Origin of the sequence: Nonomuraea angiospora (assembly GCF_014873145.1) — a bacterium.
Classification (GTDB): Bacteria; Actinomycetota; Actinomycetes; order Streptosporangiales; family Streptosporangiaceae; genus Nonomuraea; species Nonomuraea angiospora.
In genome coordinates this window covers 6,289,123-6,314,625 of sequence record NZ_JADBEK010000001.1, presented here as the reverse complement: position 1 = coordinate 6,314,625, position 25,503 = coordinate 6,289,123, and the positions used below count along the sequence as shown (strand labels likewise).

Genomic DNA, 25,503 nt, shown 5'->3' with positions numbered 1-25,503 from the left:
CGTGTCGTGCGAGAAAGTGGAGATTCGCCCCGATACGGTAGGCGGATCGCGTGGGGAGACCGGGCAAGTCGGCACGATCTGTCCCTGTGGTCTGGTGGAATCTAGTGTTGTGAGTGGTCAGACCTGGCGCTTGGTGCGGCGCGGCAGCACTGGCTCTGTTGTGCCCCCTGTGCTCGACGAGCACCAGCGTGCCGTGGTCGCCCACCAGAGCGGCCCGCTGCTCGTTCTCGCAGGTCCGGGCACCGGCAAGACCACCACGATAGTCGAGAGCGTCGTCGACAGGATCGAGCGCCGCGGCGTCGATCCCGAGCGCGTGCTCATCCTCACCTTCAGCCGCAAGGCCGCCGAGGAGCTGCGCCAGCGGGTCACCGCCCGCCTGCGCCGCACCACCCGCACCCCGCTGGCCCTCACCTTCCACTCCTACGCCTACGCGCTCCTGCGCCGCGAGGCCGTGCTGGAGGGCAAGGCCCCGCCACGCCTGCTGACCGGCCCCGAGCAGCTCCTGGAGATCCGGCGGCTGCTCCACGGCGAGCTGGAGGGCGGCGGGCTCGACTGGCCGGTGTCGCTGCGCGAGCCGCTCAAGACGCGGGGCTTCGCCGAGGAGCTGCGCGACTTCCTGTCCAGGGCCAACGAGCGCGGGCTCGACCCCGAGCGGCTGATCGCCCTCGGCAGGCTGCACGGCCGGGGCGACTGGGCGGCGGCGGGCAGGTTCGCCGAGCGCTACCAGGACAGGTTCGACCTCGACCCGGAGGAGACCTACGACTACGCCGAGCTGATCGGGGCCGCCTCCGCGTTACTGGCCCGGCCGGAGGTGCGCGAGCGGGAGCGGGCGGCGCACGACGTGGTGTTCGTGGACGAATACCAGGACACCGACCCGGCGCAGGAGTTCCTGCTGGCCCAGCTCGCCGGCGACGGGGCCGACCTGGTCGCCGTCGGCGACCCCGACCAGTCGATCTACGGCTTCAGGGGCGCCGACGTGCAGGGCATCATGAAGTTCCCCGAGCGGTTCAAGACCCTCGACGGCCGCGAGGCGCCGGTGCTGGCGCTGCGGGTGTGCCGCAGGAGCGGGGCCGACCTGCTGGAGGCCTCCCGCCGGGTGGCCGCCCGGCTGCCGGTGGCGCCCATGCCCGACCACGCCTACGGGCACGAGCACGACCACCGCGACCTGGCGTCGCTGCCCGACGCGGACGCCGGCGACGTGCGGGTGCTGCTGGCCGACAGCACCAGCCAGGAGGCGGCGATCGTGGCCGACACGCTGCGGCGCGCGCACCTGATCGACGGGGTGCCGTGGCACCGCATGGCGGTGCTGGTCCGCTCGGCCAAGCGCCAGGTGCCGCTGTTGCGCCGGGCGCTGGTCAACGCGGGCGTGCCGACGATGATCGCGGGCGACGAGGTGCCGATCGCGCAGGAGCCCGGCGTGCGGCCGCTGCTCACCATGCTCCGCGTGGCCATGGACCCCGCCCAGCTCGACGAGGGCGTGGCCGAGGAGCTGCTGACGGGGCCGCTCGGCGGCACGGACATGATCGGCGTACGCCGCCTGCGCCGCGCACTCAAGATCGCCGAGAACGAGGCGGAGGGCACGCGCTCGTCCGGCGAGCTGCTGGTCGCGGCCGTGCAGGACGTCAGGGAGCTCATCCGCGTCGAAGACCACGTCGCCGTCCCCGCCGAGCGCGTGGCCAAGCTCCTGGCCGCCGCCCGCGAGGCCGCGCAGCAGGAGGGGACGGCCGAAGACCTCCTGTGGGCCGTGTGGCACGCCAGCGGCCTGGCCCAGCGCTGGACCGACCTGAGCCTGCAGGGCGGCCCCAGGGGCGCGCAGGCCGACCGCGACCTCGACGCCGTGGTGGCCCTGTTCGACCATGCGGCCCGGTTCGTGGACCGGATGCCCAAGGCGGGCCCCGAGGTGTTCATCGACGACCTGGCCGCCCAGGAGATCCCCGGCGACACGCTGGCCGACCGGGCCCCCGACGGCGACGCCGTGCGCGTGCTGACCGCACACCGTTCCAAGGGCCTCGAATGGGACGTCGTGGTCGTCGCGGGCGTGCAGGAGGGCGTCTGGCCGGACCTGCGGCTGCGCGGGTCGCTGCTCGGCGTCGAAGACCTCGTCGAGGTGGTCGAGGGCACCAAGCCCAACGCCGCCTCGCTGGCCTCCAAGCTGCTGGCCGAGGAGCGCAGGCTGTTCTACGTGGCCGCCACCAGGGCCAGGCGCAGGCTGGTGGTGACCGCGGTGGGCGGCGAGGACACCGACGAGCGCCCGTCCAGGTTCCTGTCGGAGCTGATGCCGGGGGCGGTGGAGTCGGCCACGGTGGACGACCGGGCCCGCTGGCTGAACATGTCCGCCCTGGTGGCCGACCTCCGCAGCGCGGTGACCGACCCGACCAAGCCCAGGAAGATGCGGCAGAAGGCGGCCAGGCAGCTCGCCCGCCTCGCCGCCGCGGGCGTCCAGGGGGCCCACCCCAACGACTGGTACGCCCTCACACCCATCTCCGACGACCGCCCGCTGAGCTGGCCCGACGACGTCGTGAGCATCTCGCCCTCGGCGGTCGAGAGCTTCACCAAGTGCGGCCTGCGCTGGCTGCTGGAGACGGCCGTCGGCGCCGCGGGCACCAGCACCGCCCAGGGCCTGGGCAACATCATCCACGCCCTGGCCGTCCTGGCGGCCACCGACCTGCCCAGCGAGGACCTCCTGGGCGACCGCCTCAACCAGGTCTGGGGCGACCTCGACTTCGGCGGCGTCTGGTACAACCGCAAGCAGCGCCAGGTCGCCGAGCAGATGATCGGCAAGTTCCTGCGCTGGCACAAGGAAAATCCGCGCGAGCTGGTGGCCCTGGAGGAGGCGTTCACGGCGATGGTCACCGAGGGCGTCCAGATCAAGGGCCGCGTCGACCGGGTCGAGCGCGACTCCGACAACCGCGCCGTGATCATCGACCTCAAGACCGGCGGCTCCAAGCCCAAGGCCGGCGACCTCGACCGCCACCCCCAGCTCGGCGTCTACCAGCTCGCCGCGCTGCTCGGGGCCTTCGCGCGCCACGGCATGACCGAGCCGGGCGGCGCCGCGCTCGTCCAGGTCGGCAAAGCGGCGGGCAAGCACGACGCGCTGGAGCAGGCGCAGCCCCCGCTGGCCGACGACAAGGACCCGGGCTGGGCCAAGGATCTGGTCGACACCGTGGCGACCGGCATGTCGGGGCCGTTCTTCCAGGCCAAGGTCAACGACGGCTGCCGCACGTGCGCGGCCAGGGCGAGCTGCCCGGTCAACGACAACGGGGGCCAGGTGTGCTGACCCCCGCCGAACTCGCCGGCAAGCTCGGCATCCTGCCCCCCACCCGTGAGCAGGCCACGGTCATCGAGTCCCCGCTGGAGCCCATGGTCGTCATGGCCGGCGCCGGCTCGGGCAAGAGCGAGACCATGGCCGGGCGCGTGGTCTGGCTGGTCGCCAACGGCCTGGTCAAACCGGAAAACGTGCTGGGCCTGACCTTCACCCGCAAGGCCGCCGCCGAGCTGGCCAACCGGGTCAGGGAGCGGCTGAACGGCCTGGCCGAGGCCGGCCTCGTGGAGCCGGGCGCGCTCGACAACGAGCCGACCGTGTCCACCTACCACGCCTACGCCGCGCGCCTGGTCACCGACCACGCCCTGCGCGAAGGGCTGGAGCCCACCATGCGCCTGGTCACGCCGGCGGTGTCGTGGCAGCTCGCCTCGCGGGTGGTGGCGATGTACGACGGGCCGATGGACCGGATCGAGCTGGGCCCGCCGTCGGTCACCGCCGCCGTGCTGGAGCTGGCCGGCGAGCTGTCGGAGCACCTGCGATCGGCCGGCGACGTGCGGCGGGTGGGGGAGTGGCTGCGGGGCAGGCTCGACGTGCTGCCCGGCAGGACGACCGTGGCCCAGCGCAAGCCGATCGGCGTCCAGGCAGCCAGGGAGCAGCTGCTGCCGATGGTGGAGGCGTACGAGCGGCTCAAGCGCGGCCGGGAGGTCATCGACTACGGCGACCAGATGTCGCTGGCCGCCAGGATCGCCGCCAACCACAAGGAGGTCGGCGAGATCGAGCGCGCCCGCTACTCCGTGGTCCTGCTCGACGAATACCAGGACACCAGCCACGCCCAGCTCGTCCTGCTGCGCTCCCTCTACGGCGGCGGCCACCCCGTCACCGCCGTGGGCGACCCCTGCCAGTCCATCTACGGCTGGCGCGGCGCCTCCGCGGGCAACCTGCGCCGCTTCCCCCAGGACTTCCGCAACAGCTCCGGCGACGCCGCCGAGGTCCGCCAGCTCAGCGTCAGCTTCCGCAACGGCGACCGGGTGCTCGATGTCGCCGCCCGGGTCCAGCTCCCGCTGCGCATGGAGGCCCGCGAGGTGCCGGTCCTGGTCCCGGGCCCCAACCGGGTCGACCGCGGCCGGGTCACCTGCGCCTTCCACGAGACGGCCGAGGACGAGGCGAAGTGGGTCGCCGACGGCATCGCCAGGATCCTCGGCACGGAGACGGCGCCCGACGGCCTGCCCTGGGGCGAGAAGGAGCGCAAGAAGACGCTCGCGGTGCAGCCCCAGGACGTCGCGATCCTGGCGCGCAAGCGCTCGCAGTTCCCCGCGCTGCGCAGGGCGCTGGAGGAGCGCGACATCCCGGTCGAGGTGGTCGGTCTCGGCGGCCTGCTGACCGTGCCCGAGGTGACCGACATCGTGGCCACCCTGCGCGTCCTGTACGACGCGACGGCCGGCGACGCGCTGGCCAGGCTGCTGGCCGGGCCCCGCTGGCGGATCGGGCCCGCCGACCTGCGGGTGCTGGGCGAGCACGCCAGGCTGCTGGCCCGCGAGCTGAGCGACAGCGGCCGGGAGGAGGATCCGCTCGACCAGGTGGTGGCCGACCTGGCCGAGGAGCGCGGCAGCCTGGTCGACGCGCTGGACGAGCTGCCCGACCGGGAGGAGTGGCTGGAGGCGTTCTCGCCGCTGGCCCGCACCAGGCTGGTGGCGCTCGCCCAGGAGCTGCGCCGGCTCAGGGCCCACACCGCGCAGCCGCTCCCCGACCTGATCAGCGAGGTCGAGCGCACGCTCGGCCTCGACGTCGAGGTGGCCGCGCGCAGCGGCACGACGAGCACGTTCGCGGCGCGGGCCGATCTCGACGCGTTCCTCGACGCCGCGTCCAGGTTCGCGGGCGACGCGGAAGACCCGACGCTGGGCGCGTTCCTGGCCTACCTGCAGGCGGCGGAGAGCGAGGAGTTCGGGCTGGAGGCGGGCCGGGTCGGCGACAGCAACAGCGTCAAGCTCATGACCGTGCACGCCTCCAAGGGGCTGGAGTGGCCGATCGTGGTCGTGCCGGGCCTGTCGCAGCTCGTCAGCTCCAAGGGGACGATCGCGACGGGCAGCATCTTCCCCGCCACGCCGGTCATGAACAGCCGCTGGACCGAAAACCCGCGCAAGCTCCCCTACCCGCTGCGCGGCGACGCCGCCGACCTGCCGAGGCTGAGCGGGCTGAGCAAGGAGGAGCTGGGCGCGTTCGACGAGCACTGCCGCGAGCGTGACCTGATGGAGGAGCGCAGGCTCGCGTACGTGGCGGTGACCCGCGCCCACTACCACCTGATCGCCTCCGGCTACCGGTGGGGCAGCGCCACCAAGCCGCTGGAGCCGTCCGACTTCCTGCTGGAGATCCGCGACACCGCCGACCGCGTCTCGGTCTGGGCCGGCGACCTGGCCGACGGCGCCACCAACCCGCTGCTCGCCGAGCCCGCCGAGGCCATCTGGCCGGTCACGCCCGAGGGCCTGCGCTACGAGTCCGTGCTCGACGGCGCCCGCCTGGTCGAGGACGCCCTGGCCGGGGCGCTCGCCGACGACGAGGAGGAGGACGAGCCGCTGCGGGCGTTCGAGGAGGAGCGGCTGCGGGCCTGGGAACGCGACACCGACCTGCTGCTGCGCGAGCGGGAGCTGCACCGGCGCAGGCCCGCCACGATCGTCGAGCTGCCGGCCAAGCTGACCGTGTCGTCGCTGGTCACGCTGGCCGGCGACCCGCGCGAGCTGGCCCGCAGGATCCGCCGGCCCGTCCCGGTCAGGCCCGCGCCGCTGGCGCGGCGGGGCACGTCGTTCCACAAGTGGCTGGAGACGCGGTGGGACCAGCAGCGGCTGATCGACGACCTGGAGCTGTACGACGAGGAGCTCGAAGAGGCGGATGTGCGCCTAGCCGAGCTGCAGGAGCGGTTCGAGGCCAGCGAGTGGGCCGATCGGCGGCCGGTCGACCTGGAGGTGCCGTTCGAGACCATGATCGCCGACCGGCTCGTCCGGGGGCGGATGGACGCGGTCTTCGAGCTGCCCGATGGCGGCTACGAGGTCGTCGACTGGAAGACCGGCGAGCCGCCCCGGGGGAAGAAGGCCACCAGGGTGGCGTCGGTGCAGCTCGCCGCCTATCGGCTGGCCTGGTCGCACCTGGCGGGGGTGCCGCTGGAGAAGGTGCGGGCAGCCTTCCACTACGTACGCGCCAACCGCACCGTACGCCCGGTCGACCTGCTCGACGCCGACGGCCTGGTGGCGCTCATCGAGGGGGTCAAGCTCGTAGATGGTGAAAGGCCGGCTTCGGATGCATGAGGAAGTCGTGGTGGGAGATGTTCCAGGCGTAGGCGCCGGCCATCTCGAAGACCACGGTGTCCCCGACGCGGGCCGAGGTCACGATTTTTCGGGAAAAAACGTCTTTTGGGGTGCATAGCTGGCCGACGAACGTGATCGGCTCGTCCGCCAGGCCCGGCCCCGCGCCCGTAGGCAGGATCGTGAACGGCTGGTCGTGGCCCTTGGTCGCCGGCGTCCGCAGGTGGTGGGTGCCGCCCAGCAGGATCGCGTACGCCTCGCCGCGCACCCGCTTCACGTCCACGACCCTGGTCACGTAGTAGCCGCAGTACGCGGTCAGCGCCCGGCCGGGCTCGATCCGCAGGCGTTTCCCGCCCCGGAGGGCCGCGAGGCCCGCCCCGTACGCCGCCCAGTCGAACCTCGACTCCGGCGCCGCGTAGGACACCGCCATGCCGCCGCCCAGGTTGACCTCGTCGTGCCCGTTGTCCAGCAGGGCCTTGGCGAGGGTCAGGAGCTGGGGGGCGTCCAGGCCGCTGGCCAGGTGGGTGTGCAGGCCGCGCAGGCGTACCCGCTCGGTGAACAGCGGCAGGCACTCCGCCACGCCCTGCTCGTCCATGCCGAACGGCCCGCTCATCGTGAGCGCGGCCCCCTCCACCGGCAGGTCGGGGTTGAGCCTGAGCAGCACGTCGGCCTCCAGACCGGTCGCGAGGAGGCGGCGCAGCTCGTTCGGGGACTCGACGTGGATGCGGTGGTGCGGCAGGCGAAGCTCGGCGTCGGTCTTGCCGGGGCCGCCGAGCGCGACCGGCTTGCCCGGGAACAACGTCGTGACGTGGGCGTGCTCGCCCGCCGACGACGCCTCGAACCCGTCCACGTGCCCGGCCAGCACGCGCAGCAGCTCGGCGTCCGGGTTGGCCTTGACGGCGTAGTAGAGCTCGACCCCGCCGAGCTCCCGCCGTACGGCGGCGGCGTGCTCGTCCAGCGCGGGCAGGTCGTACAGGTAGGCGGGGACCTCACCGAGGCGTGGCGCGGCGTCCTGGACGCGGTCGGTGATCATGCGAGCGGGTTCGCGATCGGGACGTAACCGGCGGTGCGGTCGGCGGCCCGCGCCCAGCGGACGCCCAGGTTCGCCTTGGCGGGCAGGGGCGCGCCGGCCAGCAGGTCCGACAGGGGCAGCGGCCGGCCGAGCTCGTCCGCCTGGCCGGCGAGCAGGTCGCGGGCGATCCGCCACAGCTCGCGCAGCAGCCCGTCGTCGGCTCCCGCGACCGTGGCGGCGATCTCGGTGAGGTGGTTGACGAGCAGGCAGTACACCACGCGGGCCCAGCCGCGCTCGGCGTCGTAGGTGAGGGCCGCGGCCACCTCGGGGTGCAGGCCGCCGAGGTCGTGGCGGCCGGCGACGAGCTTGGTGCCCTCCAGGTCACGGAAGACGGCCTCCGCGGGGAGCCCGTCGGCGTCCAGGCCGACCAGGACGTTCTGCAGGTGGGGCTCCAAAACGACGCCGTACGCGAAATACAGCTCCAGGACGGGCAGCGCGACCGCCGCCACGTACGCCCGCCACCAGGCGAGCGGGTCCCTGACCGGCGCGTCGAGGGCGAGCGCGGCGGCCAGCACCGGGGTCACGCCGGGGGAGCAGGCGGTCCAGGGGCTCTGCCGGACGATCACGCCCAGGCCCTCGTGGAGCCGGGTGCCGAGGGCCGCGGAGCGGTAGCCGGGCTCGGGGAGCCAGCGGGTGGCGGGATGCCTGTTGGCGACCTCCTTGAGGATCGGGCCCAGGCGGGAGGTGAGTTCCACGGCGCCGGCCAGCTCGTACCAGGCGTTCTTGCGCACGCAGTTCGTGATCCGCACGTCCAGGGAGAACTTCAGGCACGCCTCCGCCCCGGGCGCGTACACGGTCCGCACGGACGAGGTCGGCAGCACCACCGGCCCCGGCCCCAGGTCGATCAGCTCGGCCCCGAACGCGGGCGCCAGCAGCTCCAGTTGCCACGGGTGCGCCGGGAGCAGCCGGTAGCCGCGCGGCGCCGCGCCCATCGTGTCGAGCACCGACGCGTCGCCGCCCTCGGCCAGCACGTCCTCGCGCACGCCGAGCAGCCGGACGGGGAACTCGGCGTGCGCCTCGGGCGCGTAGCGGAGCCAGCCGTCCCCGCCGCGCGCCTTGGGGCTGGGGTGGAAGGGATGGCCGTACACCAGCGCCTGCTCCGAGGCCAGCCACGGATCGGCGGGCGGGGCGGCGTCCTGCCTCGCGCGCAGGATCATGGCCACCGCCTCGCGGCTGGCCGCCACCTGCTCGGCGAACTCGCCGTTGGCTCCGTGAAGGTCGGACTCGACCAGCCGTACCAGCTCGCCGGTCGTCAGCGGCTGCCAGGCGCCCTCCTCCAAGCGCTCGGGCCGGCCGTCGAAGCGCAGCGCGGCGCCGCCGTGGGTGCGGACCCGCAGCAGCGTGCCCGCCACCCGCAGCAGCAGGTACGGCGGCGCGGGCCAGACCAGGCCGCGCGGCCCGGCCACCTCCCGCACGCAGCAGCGCAGCAGGGCCGCCAGCGTCGCCTCCTCGGCGGTTTCCTCAGCTGTTTCGTCAGCTGGGGCGGAGGCCGCGTCGAGGGCCGGAGCGTGCATTCAAGCTCTCCTCAGGTAGTTGGGCCCGCTGGTGCCGTAGAACTTGTTGACGTCGCGGGCGCCGGAGCGTTCCTTCGCGACGAGCGTCCCAGCGGTGATCATGGACTTGCCGGTGAGCCTGGCCGCGTCCAGGGTCCTGGCGCGCAGGATCCTGGCCATGGGGTCGTCTCCGTACGCGTCGAGGGCCTCGGCCAGCGTGCCGCGCAGCAGTGCCGCGGCCTCGGCGTGCGGCATCGCCCCGAACGCCACGGCGGCGGCGGCCAGATGCAGCGTGATGGTCACGAACACGTCGGCCAGCGCGTGCGGATCGTCGTTCAGCATCCGCTCGTCGGCGAACCCGGGCACCTCGATCCCGGCCGCCCGCAGCCTCGCGGGTGAGGCCAGCAGCCCGTCGTTGTCCTTGACGAGCAGCCGCATCCGGTCGCCGTGGAAGACCAGGGCGAGGTTCTGCTGATGGGCTTCGAGGGCGACGCCGTAGCGCACGAAGAGCCGTACGTTCCAGCGCAGCAGCAGCCGCAGGTAGGCGGGGACGACGTCGCCCAGCTCGTCGAGCACCCCGGGCGCGCCCAGCGCGGCCACCGGCACGATCTTCCCCTCGGGCAGCCGCCTGACCATCCAGGCCAGGTATTCGTGCCCGGCGTGCCCGTAGGTCTGCTCGTCGGCCAGCAGGACGTCCGGATCGGCCAGCTCCCGCAGCAGCAGTTCGGCCTTCGCGCCGTCGCCGAGCGTGCCCGGCTTGATCGACCGTCTGTTCCTGGCGCCCAGGGTGCTGATGGGGAGGGGCAGCTTGAGGTGGGTTCGGGGATCGAGCTCGACGGTCCGCATCGACAGGGTGGGCCGCACGGTCACCCGGGCCTCGTCGAGGACCCGTACCCCGTCGATCTTCCGCACCTCGCCGACGGCGAGCGGATGCACGGGGAACAGCGCCTCGTCGCTCTCCCAGGGCGCCACGTCGGCGGGCAGGCGCTCGGTGGAGCCGGGCACCACCGCCCACCGCAGCTCGAACGAGGGCGCGAACTCCGGCGCGTAGGCCAGCAGCTCCCGCTCCGACAGCCCCACCCGCGCCCGCGACGTCGGATAGACGGGATGGTCCACGAAGGCGGCCAGCGCCTCATAGGACGGCCCCCGCGCGAGCACCTCCCCGGCATGCGAATCGTGCAGCTCCAGAGCGGTCAGCGCCGCCAGGCACTCCTCGAAGAAGGCCGCGACCCCCTCCGAGTCCGCCGGGTCCGCGACCTCCACCAGTGTCTCCAGCACCTGCTCCAGCCCGAGCCGCTCCTCCGACGCGACCACGAAGTCCTGGAACAGCGCGCCGGGCTCCAGGCGCACCCACCGGCCGTCCGCCAGAAGCAGCCCCGCGCCGTCCTTGGTCCGGCTGATCCGGGAGGACAGCCCGCCGTAGTCCTCGCGCAGCAGCGCGTTCAGGACCCGGGCGGCCAGATAGGCCTCCCGACCGCTCACTCGACCACCCACGGCCGCGCGGCCCGGTAGGACGCGACGGCCGCGTCCACGGCGTCCCGGGAGGGCCCGACGGCACGTAGGACGCCCAGGTAGTCCCGGTTCGTGTGCGTGAGCGAGATGACGTCCCCGACGGCCCGCAGCGGCCGGTGCCACAGCCGGACATCTCCTTCGACGAGGGTCTCGGCCCCGGGGGCGTCCTTGACGGTCCCGGCCCGGTCGGCGACGAGGCTGACCGCACTCCCGTACGACGAAATTTCCGGAATGTCGGGCACGGCCTCCCCGAGGTGCACCCGCAGGATCCACTCGAACAGCGGCACCCCGAGAACATCACCGAGCAGGAAGTCGCAGTTGTCGCCGATCACCCGGTAGTTCACCTCGACGATCCGGGGCCCTCGCGGGGTGAGCACGTACTCGGTGTGGCAGGCCCCGAACCCGACCCCCAGCGCTCCCAGCGCCGCCAGCACGTGCTCGTGCGCCCCGTCCCGCGGAGCCCAGTCGAGCCGTTCCTCGACGAAGTACGGCAGCGCCCCCAGCGTCGTCTCGAACCCGCCGAGCACCCGCGTCCCGGACGCGTCCCCCAGCGTCTCGAGCGTCCGCAGCGGCCCTTCCAGGAACTCCTCGACGACCAGCGTCTCGCCCGGCCGCCGCTTCCTGACCAGGGCCACGGCGGCGGCCAGGTCGCGTTCGACGAGCATGACGTCCTCGCTGGCCACGCCCTCGCGCGGCTTCAGCACGACGGGGTAGGGCAGGCGCTCGGGCACCGGATCGCCGGGGGCGAGCCGGATCGACCACACCTGCTCGACCCCGGCCTCGAGGAGCCTGCGACGTGTCAGGAACTTGTTCTTGGCGGCCACGCAGGCCCGCCAGTCCTTGCCGGGCAGCCCGAAGTAGGCCGCCGCGAGCGCCGTCTCCGCCTGGAGGTGGTCCGAGTTGGTGAAGATCGCGTCCGGCCTGCCGAGGCTCTCGACGGCGTCGATGAGGGCCCGTGGGTCGCGTACGTCGCACGCCACCGCGTACGGATGCCGCTCCGGCCGATCCGTCAGGACCGTGACCTCCAGCCCCAGCGCCTCGGCCGCGGGCAGGAAGCCGTCCGTCACGGAATCGGTTGTTTTGAGCGCGGTCAGGTAGAGCCGCAACGCGAAGGCACCCCCGAAGGATCAGGTAAGGCTAACCTAACTCGTCGATCTTAGCCCGAGAGAGATCACTCCGGTGCCCGGATACCGTAATCGCCGGCTAACTGCGAGGTCATAGGATGACAGGGGATTTCGGGAGGGGACGGCCTGTGGAGACGACCGCGGAAGAGCAACTCATCGGGCCTCTGCTTCTGGCACGCGGCACCATCGACAGATCCTCGGCGCTGCGGGCCAACGAGCAGTGGCTGGAGCGGGCGTGGACCGATCCGTCGACCAGGGTGCTGGTGATCGACGACGGTCACACGCTGGTGCGGCGGTCGGGAGACGCGGTGCAGGCGGTGCTCTACGCGCCGGCCGACGCGCCGCCGGGCGAGCGCTACCTGCTCGGGGTCGAGGACGGCGTCGCCTACTTCGCGGTGGCCGCGCCGCTGCCCGGCGTTCCCGGGGGCGACGTCAACGGGCGCGTGACGGTCCCCATGAGCCTGCGCGACACGCCCGAGGGCGAGCCGGTGGCGGCCGGGCTGCGCCAGGTCGGGGGCCTGCTCGGCGACCGCGACGCCGGCCTGCTGGTCTACGCCGTGGCGCTGGAGGCCTGGCACACGACCCACGAATACTGCCCGCGCTGCGGCACCCGCACCGAGGTCAGGGGCGGGGGGCACATCCGCGTCTGCCCGCAGGACGGCAGCCAGCACTTCCCCCGCGTCGACCCCGCCGTGATCATGCTGGTCCGCGACGAGGATGACCGCTGCCTGCTCGCCCGGGGCCCGCAGTGGCCGGAGGGGCGGCTGTCGATCCTGGCGGGGTTCGTGGAGCCGGGAGAGTCGCTGGAGCACGCCGTCGCCCGCGAGGTGGCGGAGGAGGTCGGCGTCACCGTCGTCCGCCCGCGCTATCTCGGCAGCCAGCCCTGGCCGTTCCCGCGCAGCCTCATGCTGGGCTTCTTCGCCGACGCGATCTCGACCGAGCTCACGCCCGACGCCGAGGAGATCGCCGAGGCCCACTGGTTCTCGCGCGAGGAGCTGGCGCGGGCGCTGGAGTCCGGCGAGCTGCGCCTGCCCCCGCCGGTGTCGATCGCCCGCCGCCTGATCGAGACCTGGTACGGCGGCGAGCTGACCGGCGACTGGTGATCAGGAGGCCCCGAGCAGGGCCTTGACCTCGAGAGCCGAAGGGTTCGTGCGCACCACGCGGCCGTCGGGGGTGTCGATCACCACGGTCGGCACCACCTGGTTGCCGTTGTTGACGCTCATCACGAACTCCGCCGCCGACGGGTCGCGCTCGATGTCGATGTCCTTGAAGCTGATGCCCTCGCGGGTGAGCTGGGACTTGAGCCGCTTGCAGGGGCCGCACCACGTGGTGCTGTAGACGGTGAGCGCCATGTCGGGGGATCCCTCCGGAGGTCAGGAAAATAGGCGTTCCATGCAACAACCGGACCGCGCACGTTCATTCCGGCGGCGGGGGTGCCTCGCCGCGGGCGCTCAGCCGATGCGGTCGGCGATCCAGGCCTGCACCTGCTCGGCCACCCCGGGCTCACGGTAGAGCGGGTTGCTGTGGTTGACGCCCGGCTGGGTGATCACCGTCACGGGCACGCCCACCTGCCCCAGCATCGTCTTGAGCAGCTGGCTCTGCGCCGGCGGCACGAACTCGTCCTTGGAGTGCACGGTCAGCATCGGCGCGTCCTTGCGGCTGGCGTGCCAGGCCACCTCCATGCTGGCCCAGATCCGCGAGCACTTGCCCTTGGGCGCGCAGCCCCCGGCCAGGCGGATGGCGGCCGTGCGGAGCTTGCGCTTGTTGGGGTCGTCGGACTTCTCGCCGTCGGAGTAGGCGCGCAGGGGCGAGATGATCGGCGACAGGCCCACGACGCCCTTGAGGCCGGAGATGCCGTCGCCGTACGTGCCCACGGCCGCCGCGATGTGGCCGCCGGCGGAGAAGCCCACCACCACGTAGTTGCTCGGGTCGAACGCCCACCGATCGGCGTGCTTGCGGGCCAGCGCGATGGCGGCCAGCGCGTCCGAGCGCTGCGCGGGCCACGCCGCGTCGCTGGAGAGCCGGTAGTTGAGGTTGAAGACCGTGTAGCCCAGCTCGGCGTACTGGCGGACGATCTCCTTCATGTAGCGCTTGTCGCCGCCCGACCACCAGCCGCCGTGGATCAGGAAGACGCCGGGGCGCTGCTGGCCGTCGGGCGTCCACCAGACGTCCATGGCCTGACGTGCCTGGGGGCCGTACGAGACGGTCTCGGAGCCGAAGTCGCCGAGCCCGTACTGGTCGATGGCGTCCGTGGGGCCGGGCGTCGGCTCCTTGTTGGCGCTGGCGGCCACGGGTGTGAGCACGACGGCAGCGAGCGCGAGCACGCCCGCGAAAACCGCAGTTCGCACGGCCTTCCTTTCCCCCATGCAGATGGTCGGACCCATTGTGAGGGAAGAGACCGGTTCTTTGCATCTGGTGGCTATGAACATACGTCGGCCCGCATGTTGCCAGAATAAAGAGGCTGTCCGCTACACCTGAGAGGATGTACGGGTGAACAACGTGGATGACGTCCTGGCCGGTCTCGACCCCGAGCAGCGCGCGGTGGCCGAGGCGGTGCGCGGTCCGGTGTGCGTGCTGGCCGGCGCCGGCACCGGCAAGACCAGGGCGATCACCCATCGCATCGCGCACGCGGTCCGCAGCGGGGTGGTCGACGCCCGGAGCGTGCTCGCTGTGACGTTCACCACTCGGGCGGCGGGGGAGCTGCGCCAGCGGCTGCGCGCGCTCGGGGCGCCCGGGGTGCAGGCCCGCACGTTCCACGCGGCGGCGCTGCGGCAGCTCACCTACTTCTGGCCGAGGGTCATCGGGGGCGAGGCGCCCTCGGTGATCGAGTCCAAGCTGCCGGTGCTGGTGGAAGCCTGCCGCCAGATCCGGAAAAATCCGGATCGGTCCGAGTTGCGGGACATCGCGGCCGAGGTCGAGTGGGCCAAGGTGACCCAGATCGGGCCGGAGGACTACGTGACGGCCGCGGCGAAATACCACCGCACGCCCCCGGTCCCGCCGGAGGAGGTCGCTCGCCTCTATGAGGCGTACGAGCAGATCAGGCGCGAACGCCACCTGGTCGACTTCGAGACCATCCTCGAGCTGACCGCCGCCGTGATGACCGAGCACCAGGAGGTCGCGGGGCAGATCCGCCAGCAGTACCGCTATTTCGTGGTGGACGAGTACCAGGACGTCAACCCGCTGCAGAAGCTCCTGCTCGACACCTGGCTCGGGGGCCGCGACGACCTCTGCGTGGTCGGCGACCCCAACCAGACGATCTACTCCTTCACCGGCGCCACCCCGCGCTACCTGACGGGCTTCGCGGTCGAGCACCCCGACGCCGCCGTCATCAAGCTGGTGCGCGACTACCGCTCGACCCCGCAGGTGGTCGACCTGGCCAACCGGCTGATCGTCAGATCCCCGCACCGGCTCGACCTGGTGGCCCAGCGCCCCGACGGCCCCAAGCCGTCGATCTCCGACTACGACGACGAGCCCGCCGAGGCCGCGGGGGCGGCCCGCGCGATCAGGAAACTGCTGGACAAGGGCGTGCCGTCGCGGGAGATCGCGATCCTGTTCCGCGTCAACTCGCAGTCGGAGGCGTACGAGGAGGCCCTGTCCAAGGCCGAGATCCCCTACGTGCTGCGCGGCGCCGAGCGCTTCTTCGACCGCCCGGAGGTCCGGCAGGCCGTTGTCCTCCTGCGCGGCGCCGCCCGCGCCTATGCAGGAGAGCCCCTGGCCGCCGAGGTCCACCACATCCTGGCCGGCGTGGGCCTGACCCCGTCCCCTCCGGGCGGCGGCAAGGCCAGGGAGAAGTGGGAGTCCCTGAAGGCGCTGGCGGACCTGGCCGAAGACCTGGCGGCCGAGGGCGCCGACCTGCCCGCGTACGTGGCCGAGCTGGAGCGCCGGGCCTCCGAGCAGCACGCCCCGCCCGTGGAGGGCGTCACCCTGGCCTCGCTCCACGCCGCCAAGGGCCTGGAGTGGGACGCCGTCTTCCTGGTCGGCCTGACCGACGGCATGCTCCCCATCATCTACGCCGAGACCCCGGAGCAGATCGAGGAGGAGCGCCGCCTCCTCTACGTGGGCGTCACCCGCGCCCGCGAGCACCTCTCCCTCTCCTGGGCCGGCGCCCGCGCCCCCGGCGCCCGCAGGACCCGCCGTCCCTCCCGCTTCCTCGACGGTCTCGGCACCCGCACCTCCTCCTCGTCCCCGCCCCGCGCCTCGACCGCGCCCCGCGAACGGCGTGCGGTGGCGGCGCCGGTGAGCTGCCGGGTGTGCGCGAAGACGCTGGTGGCGGCGGCCGAGCAGAAGCTGGGGCGCTGCTCCACGTGCCCGGCGGACTACGACGAGGCCCTCCTCGAACGCCTCAAGGCCTGGCGCACCGCCACCGCCAAGGAGGCCAAGATCCCGCCGTACGTCGTCTTCACGGACGTGACCCTCCAGGCCATCGCGGAGCGCGCGCCGTCCACGGAGCAGGAGCTGCTGTCGATAGCGGGCATCGGCAAGATCAAGGTGGACCGCTACGGCGAGGCCGTGCTGTCTCTCTGCCGCACCGACTGACAGCCCCCCTTTAGTCCCATATAAGGGGCACGTCAGACTGGTCCCCAACACCCGAGATCCCAAGGGGGACGGACACGTGAACGAGGCGCTGAAGGAGCTGCTGGATCTGCTCGACCTGGAGCAGATCGAGCTCGACATCTTCCGGGGACGGAGCCCGGAGGAGCGCATCCAGCGCGTCTTCGGCGGCCAGGTGGCGGCCCAGGCTCTCGTGGCGGCCGGCCGTACGGTGCCGAAGGACCGGCACGTCCACTCCCTGCACGCCTACTTCATCCGCCCGGGCGACCCCACCATCCCGATCATCTACAACGTCGACCGCCTCCGCGACGGCCGCTCGTTCACCACCCGCAGGATCGTCGCCGTCCAGCACGGCAAGGCGATCTTCACGATGTCGGCGTCGTTCCACATCCCCGAGGAGGGCGTGACGCATCAGGCGTCCGTCATGCCGCAGGTGCCCGACCCCGAGACGCTCCCCACGTTCCGGGACCGGATGCACGACGCGGTCGGCGACCACCCCGAGCTGCTCGAGTGGTTCTCCCGCCCCCGCCCGGTGGACGCCAGGTACGTCTCGCCGCTCACCTGGGAGGCGTTCAAGAACCCCGACCTGCGCAGCGCCCAGACCAACGTGTGGTTCCGCTACCACGCCGACCTGCCCGACGACCCGCTGCTGCACGTCGTGCTGGCCGCGTACGCGTCCGACTTCACGCTGGTCGACACGATCCTGCTGGCCCACGGCATGGCCTGGGGCGCCTCCAACGTCTCCGGCGCCTCGCTGGACCACGCCATGTGGTTCCACCGCCCCTTCAGGGCCGACGACTGGTTGCTCTATGCTCAGGAGTCCCCCTGGTCGGGGGGAGCTCGGGGGCTCGCGCGCGGCGAGATGTTCACCGCGTCGGGTGAGCTCGTGGTCTCGGTCGTCCAAGAGGCCATGATCCGCCTGACGAAATAGTGCCGACACGCCGCGTAGCAATAGGCCGTCAGGCGCGGTCAATGTAACAAAATCGCAGGTAGAAAATATGTTGCCCGTTCCCGGGTTCCCGGTTTAGGGTCATGGTCAAGCGAGTCGGACACTACTGTCCGACGGTCTCGAGAGTGGAGGTGAGTCACCGGTGATCAGCATTCAGATGGCAGCTACGCAGTGGCTCGCTTCCGCATGCCGTGTCTCGGTGAGGCTCGTCGATGGCCCCGCCAGACTGCGGCAGGAGAAGTCTGCCCGTAGCCAGGCCGCCGCCTACGGCGCGCGCGCCCACTTCGGCGCTGCCAAGCCAGCTGCTCCTGTCTACAACGCACGTATCGAACTGCCGGCCTACCAGCTCACCAAGGGTGGACTGTGGGGTCCGCAACCCTGGAGGGATACACCGGTCACAACCTGACCGGCGTATACAGCCCCCCAGGCCGCGGATCCCCAGACGGATCCGCGGCCTTACTTATTTGTCCGTGATTCCCGACCACCTACGAGGTGTCCGACCAAGATCAAAAAGATCTGACAAAAGGAGAAAGCAGATGGGGGCGAAGACGATCATGGACCTGATCGACGAAGCCAAGATCCCCTGCCGTACCGACCCTGACCTGTGGTTCGCCGAGTCGCCGGAGGACGTCGAGTTCGCCAAGGCTCTCTGCGGCGGCTGCCCGATCCAGAAGGCCTGCCTGGCCCGCGCGCTCGAGCGCGAGGAGCCGTGGGGCGTCTGGGGCGGCGAACTCATCCTCAGGGGAGCCGTCGTTCCCCGTAAGCGTCCGCGCGGGCGTCCCCGCAAGCACCCGGTCGCTGCCTGAACACCGCACCTTCAACCAGAAAGCGAACAAACCCATGAGCACTCAGATCTCGAGGAGCCGAGCAGTGCCGGATCTCATCCATGACCTGGTGAATGACCGAATACAAACCCTCCACCGCGAGGCGGAGGAGCAACGCCTCATCGCGCGCGTCACCCGTGTGCAGCGTGCGCGGCGCAAGGTCCAGCTGGCGAACGATCGCCTCCGCGAAGCCCTGAGCCGCCAGATCTGACCTGGGAGGTCCTGCCGCCGGCGCAGGATCTCCCAAACAGATCCTCCTTGGAGAGCCGGGCGCCCAAAGCGCCCGGCTCTCTCCATGCCCCCACCCCAACCCCCGCACCCCCGGGCACCACCCCAACCCCGGCACCCCCCCAACCGCGCCCCCACCCCAACCCCCGCACCCCCGGGCACCACCCCAACCCCCGCACCCCCCAACCGCGCCACCACGCCAACCCCCGCACCCCCGGGCACCACCCCAACCGCGCCACCACGCCAACCGCCGCACCCCCGGCACCACCGCAACCCCCTCATCCCCCCGCACCCCAACCCCCCAGCCACCCGCACCCCAACCCCCCAGCCACCCGCACCCCCAACCCCCGCCCACCTCCACCCCCCCACGCGCCCGCACCACCCCCAACCCCGCAGCCACCCCAACCCCCACTGGCCCCTTGCCCTGGCTCCGCCCCAAGCCCCACGCCCCGGCCCTCAGCGGCAGACCTTCGCTCCCTCGGCATTTCGGCCCCCAGCGCCAGCCCCTTCGGCTCCTCGCCCCCTCGGCCCCTGCCGCCCGGAGCCCGAACCCCGCCCTCCAAACCCGGACCCGCAGCCCGCACTGCAGGCCCCGACCCGGCCCGCCGGTGATCGCTCAGACCGTCGGTCGTACGCCCGTCGTCCGTGACCGACGCGCGATGAACTCCTCCTCCACGCGCCAGAGCCGAGCCGCCATCCAGGCCACCCCGATCGCCGCCACCACGAGCCCGGCCAGATACACCGGCACCGGCACCACGCTCCGCAACGACCCCGGAACCATCCCCACCGCATAGAGCACCACGCCGGCGACGGGCATGGTCCCGCTCCTGATCGCCGCCACGCTGAAGGTCAGCACCCCCGCCAACAGCACGGCCGACGTGACCAGGAAGGCCCGCCCCGTGCCCCCGGCCAGCAGCTCGCTGACCGTGCCGGCGCCGAGATAGGGGAAGACGAAGTGCAGGATGTACTCGACGGCGAACGCCCCGGCCAGCCCGGCCGAGTTGAGCACGTACCCGATGAGTCCGAGACTGCCTGCCGTACCCCGGATGACCAGGTAGATGCCGGTGATCGCGAGGAGACCCGTCAGCGCCCCGAACGGCGCGATGGCATGCGTGAACGCCGTCTCCGGCAGCAACCCGGCGCGTCGGGCCGAGTTCACCACGAGCAGGACGGCGCACACGAACCCCGCCGCCGCCGTGACCCGATGGACACCCATCTCTGGAGCCCTTTCTCTCGGTGATATCAAGTGATAACGCTCGTTATGATGCGCGTTATCGCCAGATATGGTGAGAGGGTGCCGCGAGACGTAAGCATCCCGAAAGAACTCGGCGCACTGCGCCAGGGCCTGCTCGACGCGGCCATGCGCGTCCTCCGCGAACAGGGCGCCCTCCACCTCACCCTCCGCCGCGTCGCGGACGTCGCGGGCACCTCCACCATGGGCATCTACACCTGCTTCGGCGGCCGCGCCGGCCTCTTGGAAGCGATCTACGAGTACGGCTTCAGCATCCTTCACGACGCCATGACCACGTCACTGAACGGCCACACCGACCCGCTCGCCCGGATCATGGCGGTGGCGCGCGGCTACCGGGAGTTCGCGCTGGCGGATCCCGCTCTCTACGCGCTGATGTTCGAGCGCCCGCTCCCCGACTTCGACCCGTCACCCCAGCGCCGGAACGACGCTCTCGGCCTCACCTTCGACCTCCTCACCCAGGCCACCTCGGCCGCAGCCCAGACCGGGCTCATCCAGTCGAACGACCCGGTGCGCGCGGCGTACCTGGTGTGGACCACGATCCACGGCATCGTCAGCATCGAGCTGACCTGCTCACTCCGAAGCCCACTTCCGGGCTGGTTCCTGAACTCGCGCGAGGAAGGCGAACGCGTACTCACCGACGGCGTCCACGCCCTCCTCGCGGGCCTCACCTGAACAGCCTGCGTGATGTCGGCACCCGGGGAGAACACCCCTCGAGACCGGCACCGACTCCTACCGGCCGGCCAAGACTCAGGCCGCCGCAGCCGAGGAATCCGCAGCAGGCTGACAACTCCCTGCAGCTCTCGTCGCGGCTACTCCACGGGCCGGCGTACCTGCCTTACTTCGCGGTCGATTGCCCAGGCGTCCGCCACTGAGCCCAGGTGCCCGAGCTTGTCGGGGTTGATCACCGCGCGGATCGTCTGGATCTGCCCATCGAGCACATCGAGCGTCAGGGTGTGAAGCACCTTGCCGTCCCGGTCGCGGAAGATCGCGCCCGGCTGGCCGTTGACCTCGTGCGGCTCGCACGTCACGCCGACCAGGGCCATCCGGGGGAAGGCGGAGGCGAGCAGCCGGGCCACGTTCTGGGCGCCGACGACGGCCTTGGCCAACTGCGGAGCCTTCCCGCCGCCGTCTCCGACCATCGACACGTCGGCGGCCAGCAGGTTCTGCAGACCGACGACGTCGCCTTCGCGGAGGGCGTCGAAGAATCGCGACGCCAGCTCTTCCCGCTCCTTGCGATCCGCCTCGAAGCGGGGCCGGCCTGCGGCCATATGGCGCCGCGCCCGTACCGCCAGCTGGCGACACGCCGCCTCCGAACGCCCCACGGCCGACGCGACCTCGGGAAAGCCGAAGTCGAACACCTCCCGCAGCACGAAGACCGCCCGCTCAAGCGGGGACAGCCGCTCCAGCAGCACCAAGGCCGCCATCGACAACGAGTCGGCCAGCTCCGCAGACCGCTCCGGGTCCTGGTAAGGGTCGGCGAGCAGCGGCTCGGGAAGCCATGGCCCGACGTACTCCTCCCGCCGGACGCGGGCCGAGCGCAGCACGTCGATGGAGATCCGGGTCACCGTGGCCGACAGGAACGCCTTGGTCGACCTGGGCTCGGTCGCGGCGGCCTCGAAGCGCAGCCAGGTCTCCTGGACCGCGTCCTCGGCCTCGCTCACGCTGCCCAGAATCCGGTACGCGAGCGAGAACAACAGCGGCCGCAGCCCCTGAAACTCCTCGGCCCTGCTCATGCCAACTCCTCCTTGAAACTCCGCCACCACGAGGGCCCGCGCAGCCGCCGGCCGCGCTCCCGCTTGCCCTTGACGTCGGACAAACCCCGCCCCTCGCCCATCATCGTCACCGCCACCTGCCGGCCCAGCAGCAGGGCCGGCCACATGGGCCTCCATCTGGCTCCCGCGCGCCCTGCCATATAGGTCGCGGGCCGGGGCCGATCCGCCGTCCAGGCCCATCGAATGCAGGGCTGTCCGCCGCCACCCCTCCACGCCCGACTCCGCCGGCAACCCCAACTTGGCCCCACTCGTCTTCATGGCCCTCGGCCACCTGTTGACCTCGTACCACGAGCTGCGACATCAACCGCCGCCCCGAAACCCACTCCCACCTGCCACGAACACGCGCCTGATCATCTCTCCACAGCCTCGGGGCAGACGATCCGAAAACTGCGCGTCACCACCGGTCACCCGCTGAAAGGCCCGGGACCGAAGCGGCCCCACACAATGAACGCCGCAACCGCGAGATAGATCAGATTCAGCACCACGAACGCGGCTTCGCCACGCCGGCCGTGGGTGATCATCGCGCCGAGCATCAGCAGAATCCAGCACAGCGCGGTCACCGGCACCAGAACCGGCGCGATGTCGAGCACAGCGGGCACGATCAAGCCCACCGCAGCCAACAGCTCAAGGACGCCCAAGGTCCGGACGAATCCTGCGCTGGCGTCTGCGGTCCACCCCCCGCCACGGACCACAGCCAGCTTCTCCTTGGGCACGAACGTCTTGCTGATCCCGCCGCTCACCGCCACCACGGCCAGCAGCCCGGCAGCGATCCACAACGCGAGGTTCATCGTCCACTCCTTGACAGAGGATTGCCTGCACTCCCTAGACGAGACAGCAACCCCCGCCAGTGACATCTCCGACCACCCGCGCGTACCGCCTTCTCAAGCGCGCCCGCTCCCCGGCACCGGCTGCCAGCCCGTAACGGGCTCCCGCTTGTGAGGACGCTCACACCGTGTCACAGCTCAACGGAGTGTCTCGTCTCAGAGGGCATGACGAACTCGGAACAGACCACAGTCCTGATCACCGGCGGCAACAAGGGGCTCGGTTTTGAGGCGGCCCGGCGGCTGGGCGAGCAGGGCTGGACGATCTTCCTCGGCTCGCGCGACGAAGGCCGAGGGCGGGAAGCTGCCGCCAAGCTGACCGACGGCGGCGCGAACGTGGTCATGGTCCCGCTGGACGTGACCTCGGATGAGTCGGTGAAGGACGCGGTACGGCTCGTTCGCGAACACACCGGCCGACTGGATGTCCTGATCAACAACGCCGGCGCGCCGGGAAGGGCCATCGCGCCTGCGGACGCGACGGTTGACGAGATCCACTCCGTCTACGACACCAACGTGTACGGACCGATCAGGGTCACGCATGCGTTCCTTCCCTTGCTGCAGGCGGCGGACAATCCGCGGGTGGTGATGGTGTCCAGCGCCGTCGGTGCCTTCTCGGTCGTCACCGACCCGGAGCAGACCGCCTCAAAAATGCACGAGCTCGCCTACAGCTCGTCGAAGGCGGCGCTGAACATGATCACCGTCCGGTACGCCCAAGCGCTCCCAGAGATCAAATTCAACCTGATCACTCCCGGAGAAGTCGCCAACCGCAAGTTCACCGCCACCGACATGAACAATCACACCGGCCAGCTGACGGTCACCGAGGGCACCGATCCGATCATCAAGCTCGCGATGATCGACGCCGACGGTCCGACCGGCATCTTCATCGACCGCCTTGGCCCAGTCGCCTGGTGACTGAACGCCTCCCCGGTCTGGCGGACACCTGATCTCCAGGGCACCTGCCCGACTGGGGGGCGGCTCGCCGCGATCCGCACATCGAGCCAGGAAACACCATCCCGATCCTGATCACCGGAGCCAACGGCGTTATGGGACATCAAGTGATGAACCTGCTGCTGCAGGACGGCGCGGCCGTCGCCGCCGTCACCCACGGCCCCCGGCAAGGCCCACTCCTGACGGCGCAGTGATCGTTTCGTCCTCACTAGATCGAGGCGGCGCTGGTGGAAGGAGCGAAAGCAACGCAGAGTCGGCCCGCGTGCGCGCGGGCCCCGGCCGTACGCGAACCACTGAAGCTCGCCCTCAAGCAAGCAGTACGGCGCGCGGTGCTGCTGTCGGCCACCACCATGGAGGATCCAGATCGCAGTGCTCGGCTCCTGGCCTCGGTTCGGCATTGCCGATAGATGCGCCCTGAACTCGATCCCCGGCCTCAGGCTACGGCTCGGTGCTGTCGGACGACGTGCCGTGGTGCTCACCCACCGGCGCCGGCTCAGCACCCTGGAGGGGGTGTGCTGACCATCAGCGCCGGTGGGATCACCGAGCATGGCACGGGCACATGCACGGGCCTGGTGGACCGAGCCGGCCAGGGGTCACGAACCCGGACGGGCCGTGCGGGAAGCCGAATCGGTCACGGACATCAGGGCGCCGCACTCACCTCAGGAACCACGACGCCGAACCGTGCGCGAGCTCATGCCGTCCTGACCGCGTTCGTGCTACCCGCGCCATGGGGGGTGGGGGAGCGAGTGGGTCCGCGGAGGTGGTGAGCAGGCGCGCGGATCGGCGCATGTGGATCCTTTCGCGTGGGTAACGGCTTGCACTTGTATCATTACACAGCGAGATCAGAAGTTAACCTGATGTTCAGTAAAATCCCTGCGACCCGCCAACAGACCGCCGGATCGGCTGAGGGCTGACCCGCCAACAGACCGCCGGATCGGCTGGGGGCTCACCCGTCAACGGGCCGCCGGAGGGGCCGGGGGCTGACCCGCCAACAGGCCGCCGGATCGGCTGAAGGTGACCCGCTAACAGGTCGCCGGATCAGCCCCCAAGGTCGGGCGATCAACCGATGGCAAGGGCCTCGTCGTTGGGGTCGTCGGTGAAGCCGGGGACCCAGCGGATCACCTCGTCGCGAAAGCGCGCCGTGGTGCCCAGCTGGCAGAGGACGCCGATGCCCGCCGCATGGACCCGGTGGATGAGCACGTACGAGGCAGGCAGGTTGAGTTGACGGACCACGTTGGTAGGCCGCAGATCTGTCACACTCGCGGCCTGAGCCTGCAGCCACTCCCGGCTGAACGTGAACTCCTCCACCGCCGTCGGCTCCACATACGGCGCGAGAAAGGCCCGCAGCGCGTCCGGATCGATCTCGATGCCGCTGCGGATGAAGCCTTCCCGGCGCAGGCCCGCCATGACGGTCTCCATGTCGCCCTCGTTGAAGATCCGCGTCAGCTGCCCGAACGCCTTGGGGTAGCCCCCGGGCAGGCGGTTGACCGCGCCGAAGTCGAGGACGCCGAGCTTGCCGTTGGCCAGCATGCGGAAGTTGCCCGGGTGCGGGTCGGCGTGGAGCATCCCGACCCGTGCGGGGGAGCAGAAGAGGAAGCGTACGAAGAGTAAGCCCGCTCGGTCACGCTGCTCCTTGGTGCCCTCGGTGATGACGCGGGACAGCGGGGTGCCGTCCATCCACTCACTGACCAGCACCATCTCGTTGGCCGCGACCACATCGGGGACGTGGAAGTCGGGATCGTCGTTGAACTCCAGCGCGAAGGCGTGCTGGGCCTCGGCCTCCCGGAGATAGTCGAGCTCCTCCGCGATCCGTTCGCGCAGCTCCGCCAGCACGGCCTTCACGTCGAGGCCGGGCAACATCACGCCGAACAGCTTGCCCAGCCGCGCCAGCTGCGCGAAGTCGCCGAGCAGAGCCTTGCCCGCCCCCGGATACTGGATCTTGACGGCCACCTCCCTGCCGTCGTGCCACACGGCCTTGTGCACCTGGCCGATGGACGCCGCGGCCGTCGGCTGGTCGTCGAACGACAGGAAGTTTTCCCGCCAGTCGTCACCCAACTGCTCGGTGAGCACCTTGTGAACGGTGGACACGGGCAGCGGGGGAGCGGCGTCCTGAAGCTTGGTCAGCGTGGCTCGATAGGGACCGACGATCTCCTGCGGCAGCGCCGCCTCGAAGATGGACAGCGCCTGCCCGAGCTTCATCGCGCCGCCCTTGAGCTCGCCGAGCACCTTGAAGATCTGCTCGGCCGTACGCTGCTGAACCTCCTGAGCCACGATCTCCGCGGACTTGCCGCCGAGCCTCTTGCCCAGCCCGAGAGCGGCGCGGCCGGCGAAACCGAGCGGAAGGGTGGCCAGCTTGGCGGAACGCGTGACAGCACGGCGCGGAAGATCGCTCACCCTCATGC

Annotated in this window: 20 protein-coding genes; 9 read left to right on the top strand and 11 right to left on the bottom strand. The window is 71.3% G+C overall.

The genetic code is table 11. The features are described from left to right. Window positions 1-169 precede the first annotated feature (169 nt). Together H4W80_RS28415 and H4W80_RS28410 are read left to right on the top strand one after the other, a co-directional pair. A complete protein-coding gene (locus H4W80_RS28415) occupies window positions 170-3,277 on the top strand; it encodes an ATP-dependent helicase (protein ID WP_318787096.1) in 3,108 nt (1,035 codons plus the stop codon). Further along, window positions 3,271-6,558 (top strand): UvrD-helicase domain-containing protein, encoded by a 3,288-nt coding sequence (locus H4W80_RS28410; protein WP_192787878.1) that lies wholly within the window; start codon window positions 3,271-3,273, stop codon window positions 6,556-6,558. The genes H4W80_RS28415 and H4W80_RS28410 overlap by 7 nt, the downstream gene beginning before the upstream one ends. On the opposite strand, the gene H4W80_RS28405 is transcribed toward H4W80_RS28410, so the two are convergent. Genes H4W80_RS28405 through H4W80_RS28390 form a run of 4 tightly spaced genes read right to left on the bottom strand, consistent with a single transcriptional unit; the run spans window position 6,518 to window position 11,738 of the window. Then, window positions 6,518-7,588: a type III PLP-dependent enzyme domain-containing protein gene (locus tag H4W80_RS28405; RefSeq protein WP_192787877.1), complete on the bottom strand. Its 1,071-nt coding sequence runs from the start codon at window positions 7,586-7,588 to the stop codon at window positions 6,518-6,520. The genes H4W80_RS28410 and H4W80_RS28405 overlap by 41 nt on opposite strands. After that, window positions 7,585-9,141, bottom strand: a complete 1,557-nt coding sequence (locus H4W80_RS28400) for an IucA/IucC family protein (RefSeq protein ID WP_192787876.1) — start codon at window positions 9,139-9,141, stop codon at window positions 7,585-7,587. Before H4W80_RS28400 ends, H4W80_RS28405 begins: the two co-directional genes overlap by 4 nt. Then, window positions 9,142-10,602, bottom strand: a complete 1,461-nt coding sequence (locus tag H4W80_RS28395; protein ID WP_318787095.1) for an IucA/IucC family protein — start codon at window positions 10,600-10,602, stop codon at window positions 9,142-9,144. Beyond that, window positions 10,599-11,738: an ATP-grasp domain-containing protein gene (locus H4W80_RS28390; protein ID WP_192787874.1), complete on the bottom strand. Its 1,140-nt coding sequence runs from the start codon at window positions 11,736-11,738 to the stop codon at window positions 10,599-10,601. The genes H4W80_RS28395 and H4W80_RS28390 overlap by 4 nt, the downstream gene beginning before the upstream one ends. Before the next feature lie 146 nt (window positions 11,739-11,884). Between H4W80_RS28390 and nudC the strand changes: the two genes are divergently transcribed. Further along, complete coding sequence (gene nudC, locus H4W80_RS28385) at window positions 11,885-12,859, top strand: NAD(+) diphosphatase (protein ID WP_318787094.1); 975 nt, start codon at window positions 11,885-11,887, stop codon at window positions 12,857-12,859. Here nudC and H4W80_RS28380 read toward each other — a convergent pair whose 3' ends face one another. Together H4W80_RS28380 and H4W80_RS28375 are read right to left on the bottom strand one after the other, a co-directional pair. Then, window positions 12,860-13,108, bottom strand: coding sequence for a mycoredoxin (locus H4W80_RS28380; protein WP_192787872.1), 249 nt, complete (start codon window positions 13,106-13,108; stop codon window positions 12,860-12,862). A gap of 99 nt (window positions 13,109-13,207) precedes the next feature. Then, window positions 13,208-14,104, bottom strand: a complete 897-nt coding sequence (locus H4W80_RS28375; RefSeq protein WP_318787093.1) for an alpha/beta hydrolase — start codon at window positions 14,102-14,104, stop codon at window positions 13,208-13,210. 151 nt (window positions 14,105-14,255) lie between these two features. Between H4W80_RS28375 and H4W80_RS28370 the strand changes: the two genes are divergently transcribed. From H4W80_RS28370 to H4W80_RS28355, 4 genes are all read left to right on the top strand, one after another. Further along, entirely contained in the window at window positions 14,256-16,292 is a 2,037-nt protein-coding gene (locus H4W80_RS28370; protein WP_192793785.1) for an ATP-dependent DNA helicase UvrD2, read from the top strand. Between the two features lie 76 nt (window positions 16,293-16,368). Next, on the top strand, window positions 16,369-17,238 hold the full coding sequence (gene tesB, locus H4W80_RS28365; protein ID WP_192787870.1) for an acyl-CoA thioesterase II: 870 nt from the start codon (window positions 16,369-16,371) through the stop codon (window positions 17,236-17,238). 554 nt (window positions 17,239-17,792) lie between these two features. Then, a complete protein-coding gene (locus H4W80_RS28360) occupies window positions 17,793-18,062 on the top strand; it encodes a WhiB family transcriptional regulator (RefSeq protein ID WP_185068409.1) in 270 nt (89 codons plus the stop codon). A gap of 64 nt (window positions 18,063-18,126) precedes the next feature. Next, window positions 18,127-18,291, top strand: a complete 165-nt coding sequence (locus H4W80_RS28355; protein ID WP_192787869.1) for a hypothetical protein — start codon at window positions 18,127-18,129, stop codon at window positions 18,289-18,291. A gap of 633 nt (window positions 18,292-18,924) precedes the next feature. On the opposite strand, the gene H4W80_RS28350 is transcribed toward H4W80_RS28355, so the two are convergent. Beyond that, a complete protein-coding gene (locus tag H4W80_RS28350) occupies window positions 18,925-19,524 on the bottom strand; it encodes a hypothetical protein (protein WP_192787868.1) in 600 nt (199 codons plus the stop codon). 78 nt (window positions 19,525-19,602) lie between these two features. Between H4W80_RS28350 and H4W80_RS28345 the strand changes: the two genes are divergently transcribed. Continuing rightward, window positions 19,603-20,232 (top strand): TetR/AcrR family transcriptional regulator, encoded by a 630-nt coding sequence (locus tag H4W80_RS28345; protein ID WP_192787867.1) that lies wholly within the window; start codon window positions 19,603-19,605, stop codon window positions 20,230-20,232. A gap of 137 nt (window positions 20,233-20,369) precedes the next feature. On the opposite strand, the gene H4W80_RS28340 is transcribed toward H4W80_RS28345, so the two are convergent. From H4W80_RS28340 to H4W80_RS28330, 3 genes are all read right to left on the bottom strand, one after another. After that, window positions 20,370-21,293 (bottom strand): RNA polymerase sigma-70 factor, encoded by a 924-nt coding sequence (locus H4W80_RS28340; protein WP_192787866.1) that lies wholly within the window; start codon window positions 21,291-21,293, stop codon window positions 20,370-20,372. Continuing rightward, on the bottom strand, window positions 21,290-21,439 hold the full coding sequence (locus H4W80_RS28335; protein WP_192787865.1) for a hypothetical protein: 150 nt from the start codon (window positions 21,437-21,439) through the stop codon (window positions 21,290-21,292). The genes H4W80_RS28340 and H4W80_RS28335 overlap by 4 nt, the downstream gene beginning before the upstream one ends. A 297-nt stretch (window positions 21,440-21,736) precedes the next feature. After that, a complete protein-coding gene (locus H4W80_RS28330) occupies window positions 21,737-22,120 on the bottom strand; it encodes a DoxX family protein (RefSeq protein WP_192787864.1) in 384 nt (127 codons plus the stop codon). A gap of 201 nt (window positions 22,121-22,321) precedes the next feature. On the opposite strand from H4W80_RS28330, the gene H4W80_RS28325 reads away from it, so the two are divergent. Beyond that, a complete protein-coding gene (locus H4W80_RS28325) occupies window positions 22,322-23,065 on the top strand; it encodes an SDR family NAD(P)-dependent oxidoreductase (protein ID WP_192787863.1) in 744 nt (247 codons plus the stop codon). Between the two features lie 1,095 nt (window positions 23,066-24,160). Here the strand turns inward: H4W80_RS28325 and H4W80_RS28320 are convergent. Next, window positions 24,161-25,501 (bottom strand): ABC1 kinase family protein, encoded by a 1,341-nt coding sequence (locus H4W80_RS28320; protein WP_225963708.1) that lies wholly within the window; start codon window positions 25,499-25,501, stop codon window positions 24,161-24,163. Between the last annotated feature and the right edge of the window lie 2 nt (window positions 25,502-25,503).